Source organism: Aeromonas sp. 604176 (assembly GCF_049170755.1).
Classification (GTDB): domain Bacteria; phylum Pseudomonadota; class Gammaproteobacteria; order Enterobacterales; family Aeromonadaceae; genus Aeromonas; species Aeromonas veronii_A.
The window spans coordinates 1-7,355 of record NZ_JAAKNE010000159.1 but is presented as its reverse complement, the minus strand read 5'-3'; the positions used below and the strand labels follow the sequence as shown (position 1 = coordinate 7,355).

At 57.2% G+C, this 7,355-nt stretch carries 6 protein-coding genes; 1 reads left to right on the top strand and 5 read right to left on the bottom strand.

All coding sequences use genetic code 11. The annotated features are described in order from the left end of the window. The 4 genes from G5358_RS19455 to ruvA all read right to left on the bottom strand — a co-directional run. Positions 1-1,179: cytochrome ubiquinol oxidase subunit I (locus G5358_RS19455; RefSeq protein WP_421324735.1), on the bottom strand; the 1,179-nt coding region annotated here is incomplete at its 3' end. A 686-nt stretch (positions 1,180-1,865) separates the two neighbouring features. Continuing rightward, positions 1,866-2,108: a hypothetical protein gene (locus tag G5358_RS19450; protein ID WP_029313687.1), complete on the bottom strand. Its 243-nt coding sequence runs from the start codon at positions 2,106-2,108 to the stop codon at positions 1,866-1,868. Between the two features lie 10 nt (positions 2,109-2,118). After that, positions 2,119-3,129 (bottom strand): Holliday junction branch migration DNA helicase RuvB, encoded by a 1,011-nt coding sequence (ruvB, locus tag G5358_RS19445; protein WP_041211014.1) that lies wholly within the window; start codon positions 3,127-3,129, stop codon positions 2,119-2,121. Positions 3,130-3,137: 8 nt separating this feature from the next. Then, a complete protein-coding gene (gene ruvA / locus G5358_RS19440; protein WP_010672867.1) occupies positions 3,138-3,752 on the bottom strand; it encodes a Holliday junction branch migration protein RuvA in 615 nt (204 codons plus the stop codon). 232 nt (positions 3,753-3,984) lie between these two features. Between ruvA and G5358_RS19435 the strand changes: the two genes are divergently transcribed. Next, positions 3,985-5,994, top strand: coding sequence for a methyl-accepting chemotaxis protein (locus G5358_RS19435; RefSeq protein WP_052814435.1), 2,010 nt, complete (start codon positions 3,985-3,987; stop codon positions 5,992-5,994). 19 nt (positions 5,995-6,013) lie between these two features. On the opposite strand, the gene G5358_RS19430 is transcribed toward G5358_RS19435, so the two are convergent. Then, entirely contained in the window at positions 6,014-7,045 is a 1,032-nt protein-coding gene (locus G5358_RS19430) for an IS630-like element ISAhy2 family transposase (protein WP_114523370.1), read from the bottom strand. Between the last annotated feature and the right edge of the window lie 310 nt (positions 7,046-7,355).

The window sequence follows — 7,355 nt, the reverse complement described above, 5'->3', positions numbered from 1 at the left end:
GCGGAAGGCGAAGAACAGCGGCAGTACCTGCGGGATGGAGTCATCCACGGCGGCCTTGATCTGCTCGTCGGTGGCGTCGGTCACGTTGGGGGTGTAACGCTTGAGCAGGAGACCATAGCCCAGATCCTGCTTCACTTCGTCGAAGCGGGCGCGGGTATCGTCGGATTTGTCACCGGATTGCAGCTTGGTCAGCAGGTCGTAGGCGGTCATGCCGTTGCGCACGCGCAGCTCATGCTCGCTCTTGAGATCCTTGAGACCAGTCACCTGACCGTCCAGGGAACGGGTGGCGATGATGCCGAGAGCATAGGGTATCTTGATGGCGTAGTCGGTGCGCATCTCCTCCTGGTTCGGGATCCCGAACAGGGTGAAGGATGCCGGAGCCGGCTCCGTGTTCCACTCGGCCTCGATGGCCGCCAGTTTCACCTTCTGCACTTCCCCGGTCTCGTAGCCGGACTCGTCACCCAGCACCAGCACGGAGAGGATGGAGGCCATGCCGAACGCGGCCGCGATGGCGAAGGAGCGACGAGCGAACGCCACATCACGATTCTTCAGCAGGTAATAGGAGGAGATCCCGAGCACGAACATGGCGCCCGTGGTATAGCCTGCCGCCACGGTGTGGACGAACTTGACCTGTGCAACCGGGTTGAACACCAGGTCGGCGAAGCTCACCATCTCCATGCGCATGGATTCGAAGTTGAACTCGGCACCCACCGGGTTCTGCATCCAGCCGTTGGCGACCAGGATCCAGAGTGCGGAGAGGTTGGTCCCGAGCGCCATCAGCCAGGTAGCCGCCAGGTGCTGACGCTTGCTGAGACGATCCCAACCGAAGAAGAACATACCGACGAAGGTGGACTCCAGGAAGAAGGCCATCAAGCCTTCGATGGCCAGCGGGGCCCCGAAGATGTCGCCGACATAGTGGGAGTAGTAAGCCCAGTTGGTACCGAACTGAAACTCCATGGTGAGCCCGGTGGTAACCCCGAGGGCAAAGTTGATACCGAACAACTTGCCCCAGAACTTGGTCATGTCCCGGTACACTGTGTTGTTGGTCATCACATAGACAGACTCCATGATCGCCAGGATGAAGGCCATCCCCAGCGTCAAGGGTACAAACAGGAAGTGATAAAGGGCCGTCGCAGCAAATTGGAACCGCGATAGGTCTACCACATGCTCAGCAATCATGATGTTTCCTCACCGATTATTGGCACGGCTATTTTAAGTTTTAAGGACAAAGCTTCCATTGGAAGTCCCCGAACGGTCGGTCACCCCTCGCGGACTGACCGGATTCGACTGCCACCACATTAACAACAAGGCAATATACAGGAACAAAAAAAGCTAATGTTTAACATCTAATAAACAATAACCAGGGTTCTATTCCCGCCTATAATGATCGCTGTTTTATATCACCTTTATTTGATTGAAATCAATGTAAAACCACCCTCAATACATGTTTTTTCAAGGTAACTTATGGGGCTTTTCCCATTAATTATGGGAGCTTCATCACAAAAAACGCAAAGCCGTAAATAATTGATTTAAATCAATTTTATGACACATCAAAATAGTTTCAATTCTGTTAAACAAATACGCAACCCCGGAAATAAAGCCCTCGCATCTCGATTATTTCAATAAATGGCCAGACTCATCCAAAAATCAATTTAAACCCAGTAAAAACACATGTTTATGCGGATTGACACCCCCACCAAAATCATTAGTTTATCTAATCAAAAGCCCATAGATTTTCTTGTTTGTCCCACCCGGAAAGAGCTCCTACAATGCGCCTCGCAGTGAGGGCATACCTCTGAATACAGGCCGGTCATTCCGGGTTCCCGGTACGTATTCGATGAACATTTCGAACCTGTTTGTTGGGATTAATGATGAAAAAGTTTGTTGCCAAGACCATCCGTTACTACAAGCTTTCTTTCGTTCAACTCTATCAAATGAACCGACTCTGAAGCCTCGCGACGGCTCCTCTGTTTTTTCCCGACCGGTCTGCAGACGCGCTCACTGTCTGTGAACATCCATCCTGAATTGTCTTTGCCCACCGCCTGTGCCGTGGGCTTTTTTTTGCCCGCAAAACAAAAAGCCGCCTCAAGGGCGGCTTTTTGGTTCATATCGCAACGTCTACTGATCTGCCGGTCGTTCCAGGCCAAAGTGTGCGTAGGCTCTCTGAGTTGCGATCCGCCCTCTGGGTGTACGTTGCAGATAGCCTTGCTGGATCAGATAAGGTTCCAGCACGTCTTCTATGGTGTCCTTCTCCTCACCGATGGCGGCGGCCAGGTTGTCGAGCCCGACTGGCCCCCCCATAAACTTGTCGATGACGGCCAACAATAGCTTGCGATCCATGAAGTCGAAACCTTCGTTGTCCACGTCCAGCATGTCCATGGCTCGGGCCGCAATGGGTCCGTCAATTCGCCCGTCAGACTTCACCTGGGCAAAATCTCGTACCCGCCTTAACAAACGGTTAGCAATCCGCGGTGTCCCCCGGGAGCGACGGGCTACCTCGAGAGCGCCGTCTTCCGTCATGTCGAGCCCGAGGCAGCGGGCGCTGCGAGAGACGATGTCGGTCAGGTCCTTGACGTTGTAAAACTCGAGGCGCTGCACGATGCCAAACCGATCCCGCAGGGGGCTGGTGAGGGAGCCGGCCCGGGTGGTGGCACCGATCAGGGTGAAGGGAGGGAGATCGAGCTTGATGGAGCGGGCGGCGGGCCCCTCCCCTATCATGATGTCGAGCTGATAATCCTCCATGGCCGGGTAGAGCACCTCCTCTACCACAGGGCTGAGGCGGTGAATTTCGTCGATGAAGAGCACATCGTTCGGTTCCAGGTTGGTGAGGAGCGCCGCCAGATCGCCGGCCTTCTCCAGCACGGGGCCCGAGGTGGTCTTGATGTTGACCCCCATCTCGTTGGCGACGATGTTGGCCAGCGTGGTCTTGCCAAGGCCGGGAGGCCCGAAGATCAGCAGATGATCGAGGGCCTCCCCGCGCTGGCGGGCGGCCTCGATGAAGATCTCCATCTGATCGCAGACGTGATCCTGCCCGGTATAATCGGCCAGCTTTCTGGGCCGGATGGCTCGATCGATGATCTCGTCCTCACGGGCGGCACCGGCCGAGATGAGGCGATCCGCTTCAATCATTGTCTACCTCACACCAGGCTGCGCAGGGATTCACGAATGATCTCCTCTACCGACATGCCGTCGGCAGCCACCTTGCTGACGATCTGGCTGGCCTGCTGCGGCTTGTAGCCGAGGGCCACCAGTGCACTGGCCGCCTCCTCGCTCGCATCCGGGGCTCGCAGCGGGCTCTCTTTCGCGGGCAGGGTGATTTCGGCCGGGGAGAAGAGATCGTGGCTGACCCAGCCCTTGAGGCGGTCTTTCATCTCCACCACCAGGCGCTCGGCGGTCTTCTTGCCCACGCCGGGCAACTTGACCAGTGAGCTTATCTCCTCGCGCTCGACGCTCATCACAAACTGGGTGGCCGTCATGCCGGAGAGAATGGCCAGGGCCAGCTTGGGGCCGACCCCGTTGGTCTTGATCAGCTCGCGAAACAGCGCCCGCTCCTGCTTGTGGTTGAAGCCGTAGAGCAGCTGGGCATCTTCACGCACCACGAAGTGGGTGTGAATGACGGCCTCCTTCCCGAGTTCGGGCAGATCATAGAAGCAGCTCATGGGCATATGAACCTCATATCCCACCCCTCCGACTTCCAGCAACACCTCGGGGGGTTGCTTCTCGATGATGACGCCTCTCAAGCGACCGATCATGTTCTTTTCCTCGCCACGCAGACTCTCGCAAATTGGGTCATAGCATAAAGAATAACTGGATAAGTATCCAGCATAGGTCCATCCAGATCATGGGATGACCCGCTCTTCATACCCGTCCATTTCCCTCGTTCAGAACACTGTCTGTCACTTTATTTTCCATCGGGGATGGCACATCTTCGTCATTGATTGAACACTGAAATGGTCTTGTTCGGCACCAGGGATGGCTTGAATCATGAAAATTGTCACCACATCCAACCTCGGACTCACCATTCTGCTCGGCTGCACCCTGGGCATGGGGGCGATCGGCTGGTATGGCAGCCAGCGGCTGGCTGATCTGCTCTCCTACGTCCTGGGTGCCGCCTGGCAGACGGCAGATGGTGCCATGGAGGGCTCCATCGAACTCGGCAACCAGTCGCTCTATATCCAGAAGATGCTCTCGGGGATCCCCCTCGACGCACCGGAGCTGCAACGGGCAAAAGAGGCGGCCAGCGACGCTTTGCGCCGGGTGGAGCAAGGCGGGCTCATCGATGCGGCGGCCATTACCACGCTGAAGCAGCATGAGCAGACCTATCAGCAAGAGCAGGCACAGCTGCTGACCCTCTATCGCACCTTCACGAGCGCCGATGAGGCGCTGCGTGCCAGTTCTGAACGCATGTCACGCCTCTCGACCAGGCTGGAGGTGATCGGTGACGAGGCCGTCGAGAGCCTCACCCGCTCACCGGATCAGGCCATCAGCTGGAACGGCGGCCTCGCGACCCGCTGGCAGGCGGCCGATGGCGGCATGGAGGCCAACATCGGATTCCTGCGCCAGCTCTATGCGCTGGAGAAGATGCAGAGCGAAGGCCTCACTCCTGCCATCCAGGCCGAGCTGGCACAAGCCACCCGCTTCTATCAGGACGCGGTTGACGGCATGCTGGCAACCGGCCAGTTCGATGTGCCCGGTGACGGGGAGTTTGCAGGCCAAATGCTCTCCACCCAGTATCGTGCCCTGCAAGCCGACAATGCCCGCCAGATCCGTGAATGGACCACAGCCCTGAGCGCTTATCAGAACCAGCTGACCCGTTACGAACACAGTGCCGACCAGCTCAGGCTGGCGCTGGTCGAGGTCGAAGCCCAGGGGGACGCCACCGTCGAGGATCAGGTTCACCTGCTCAACGCCATCATCGACTACACCAGGGGACTCATCCTGGGGGGCTTGCTGCTCAGCCTGCTGATCGTCACCTGCTGCGGCTTCTGGCTGGTACGCACCATTGTTCGCCCGCTACTCCAGGTCGACAAGCGCATGCAGGACATCGCCGCCGGGGAAGGAGATCTCAATGCCCGCATCAACCTCTCACGCGACGACGAGATTGGCTCCCTGGCCGGCAGCGTGGATCGCTTCATCGAGAAGCTGCAGAAGATGATCAGCGCCACCATGGACAACAACCAGCACATCAACCAGCACGTGCACACCTCGGTCAACCGGGTCCAGGCCATCAGCCAGAGCAGCCGCCAGACCGCAGCGCATGCCCAGGCGCTGCACCACGACAGCGAGCAGATGGTGCAGGTGGCCACCACCATCTCGGGCAACTGCAACCTGGCGGCACACAACGCCAACGAGGTGCGCCAGCTCACCACGCAAAGCAGCCAGTATGTCTCCTCCGCCACCGCCGGCATGCAGCGGGTGGTCATGGAGGTGGGTGAATGTGCCGCCGCCATCAACGCCCTCAAGGAGCAGGCAGGGCAGATTGGCCTGATCATCTCCACCATCAGCAATATCTCGGAGCAGACCAACCTGCTGGCACTCAATGCCGCCATCGAAGCCGCCCGGGCGGGCGAGATGGGGCGCGGTTTTGCCGTGGTGGCCGACGAGGTGCGCACCCTGGCCAATCGCACCGCCACCTCCAGCGCCGAGATAACGGACGTGATCAACAGCATCCAGCAGCAGACAGAGCAGGCCTATCTGATGATGCAACGCAACCTGAAAACCGTGGAATCGGGTATGGCGGACTCCGATAACACCAAACAGATCCTGTTCAAGGTAGAAGAGGCCATCGATCAGCTCGCCGACATGGTGCAACAGGTGGCAGAGGCGACCAGCCAGCTCTCCCACACCCTGGGGCACACCACGGGCAAGGTTTCGGATATCAGCCTGCAAGCCCAGACGGGCGAACAGGAAGCCCAGGAGTGCCTGCAACTGGCCTCCTCCCTCCATCAGGCCAGCCAGCAGCAACAGCAGTTGCTGTCGCAATTTCGGGTCTAAATAACTGATCCTAATAGTGCTACACCTTTGCTGTGCCATAGCCATTCCCCGGGAAAGGAGACACGGTATCCATGAAGTGTTTCACTCGAGCCAGCAGGTTGGCCATCCCTCTGCATTGATGATTGCGCGTGATGGTTTCATGCAACTTGTGCCACAGCCGTTCTATGTGATTAACCCAAGGACTGTAAACTGGCTGGAATACCAGGCAGAACTTAGGGTTTTTCTTCAACCATCGCTCGGTCTGTTTGCTTTTGTGAATGATGTAGTTATCGAGGATCAGCGTGATGGTTTTGGCTCGTCGGTAGTGGCGACGCAACTTTTCCAGCATGGCGATAAACAGGGATGAGTTTTTCTTTATCCCACTGACGTAAAGCACTCTTCCGTTGCCTGCATGGAGAACGCCTGCCAGGTAATGTTTCGCGTTCTGTCCCGGCGTGACAACCCGCTTTTGCTGCGCTCTGAACATCCAGTCGGCCCCTAATTTGGGATTGAGGTCTATATCGACTTCATCCTCATAAAACACCGGATTATCGGCATCACAGCGGGCCAGCGCAGCGTCGATATCCGCCATTTTCTCCTGATAGGCTGGGTCTTTTATCCGCAAGGTCGGCACGGGCCTTCGCCAGACAATGCCCATACGCGGTAACCATCGACGGAGCGTGGAGGCTGCCATATTGAGGCCTGTTAACCGATTGATTTTGATAGCCAATAGTTCGGTACACCAGCGGCTGCGCTGATAACCAAAATCTTGCGGAGAAAACTGCATGAGCAGCACCAGTAAAGTGACAATCTTGGCAACAGGTAAGACTGGGGCACGGCCAGCCGGTAAGGCTTCTAGCGCATCTATGCCTTCATCTCGATACCATCGAAGCCAACGGCCGATGGTCGAGCGAGCAGCGCCGGTAAGGTGATGAACATCAGTGACCGTGCGTCCTTCATGTAACAGCAAGATGGCCATCAAGCGACGAGCATGCCCTTTATCACGGGTGGCATGGATGATTTTGTGAATGCGGCGCCGTTGTGGTCGTGGCAGGGGTGGTAGGATAGGCATCAACTCAGTCCTTTGGGTGTGGCTTGTTTTGTTTGGCGACTAATGAGATCGCACAAACTGGACTGAGTTCCCTTCCTCCAGTGATCTACTATTCGGAACAGCTATTTAGTGCGGGCGGGGCAAGGCCCCCGCCCTCCCCCCAGCGCCGCTGAATTTAGCCCTTGGGCCGGGGGACTTCGCCTGTTAAAATTCCGCACTTGAAATTTTCCAGGGCCAAGCCGCCCGAACTAGCGAAGGTCTACCGCGATGCGTACCAGCCAATATCTGCTTTCCACTCTCAAGGAAACCCCCTCCGACGCTGAAGTTGTCA

Excerpts from the sequence above, each read along its gene's own strand:
- G5358_RS19450 (WP_029313687.1), bottom strand. The coding sequence starts at position 2,108 with ATGAACCAAAAAGCCGCCCTTGAGGCGGCTTTTTGTTTTGCGGGCAAA.
- G5358_RS19430 (WP_114523370.1), bottom strand. The coding sequence starts at position 7,045 with ATGCCTATCCTACCACCCCTGCCACGACCACAACGGCGCCGCATTCAC.
- ruvB (WP_041211014.1), bottom strand. The coding sequence starts at position 3,129 with ATGATTGAAGCGGATCGCCTCATCTCGGCCGGTGCCGCCCGTGAGGAC.
- G5358_RS19435 (WP_052814435.1), top strand. The coding sequence starts at position 3,985 with ATGAAAATTGTCACCACATCCAACCTCGGACTCACCATTCTGCTCGGC.
- ruvA (WP_010672867.1), bottom strand. The coding sequence starts at position 3,752 with ATGATCGGTCGCTTGAGAGGCGTCATCATCGAGAAGCAACCCCCCGAG.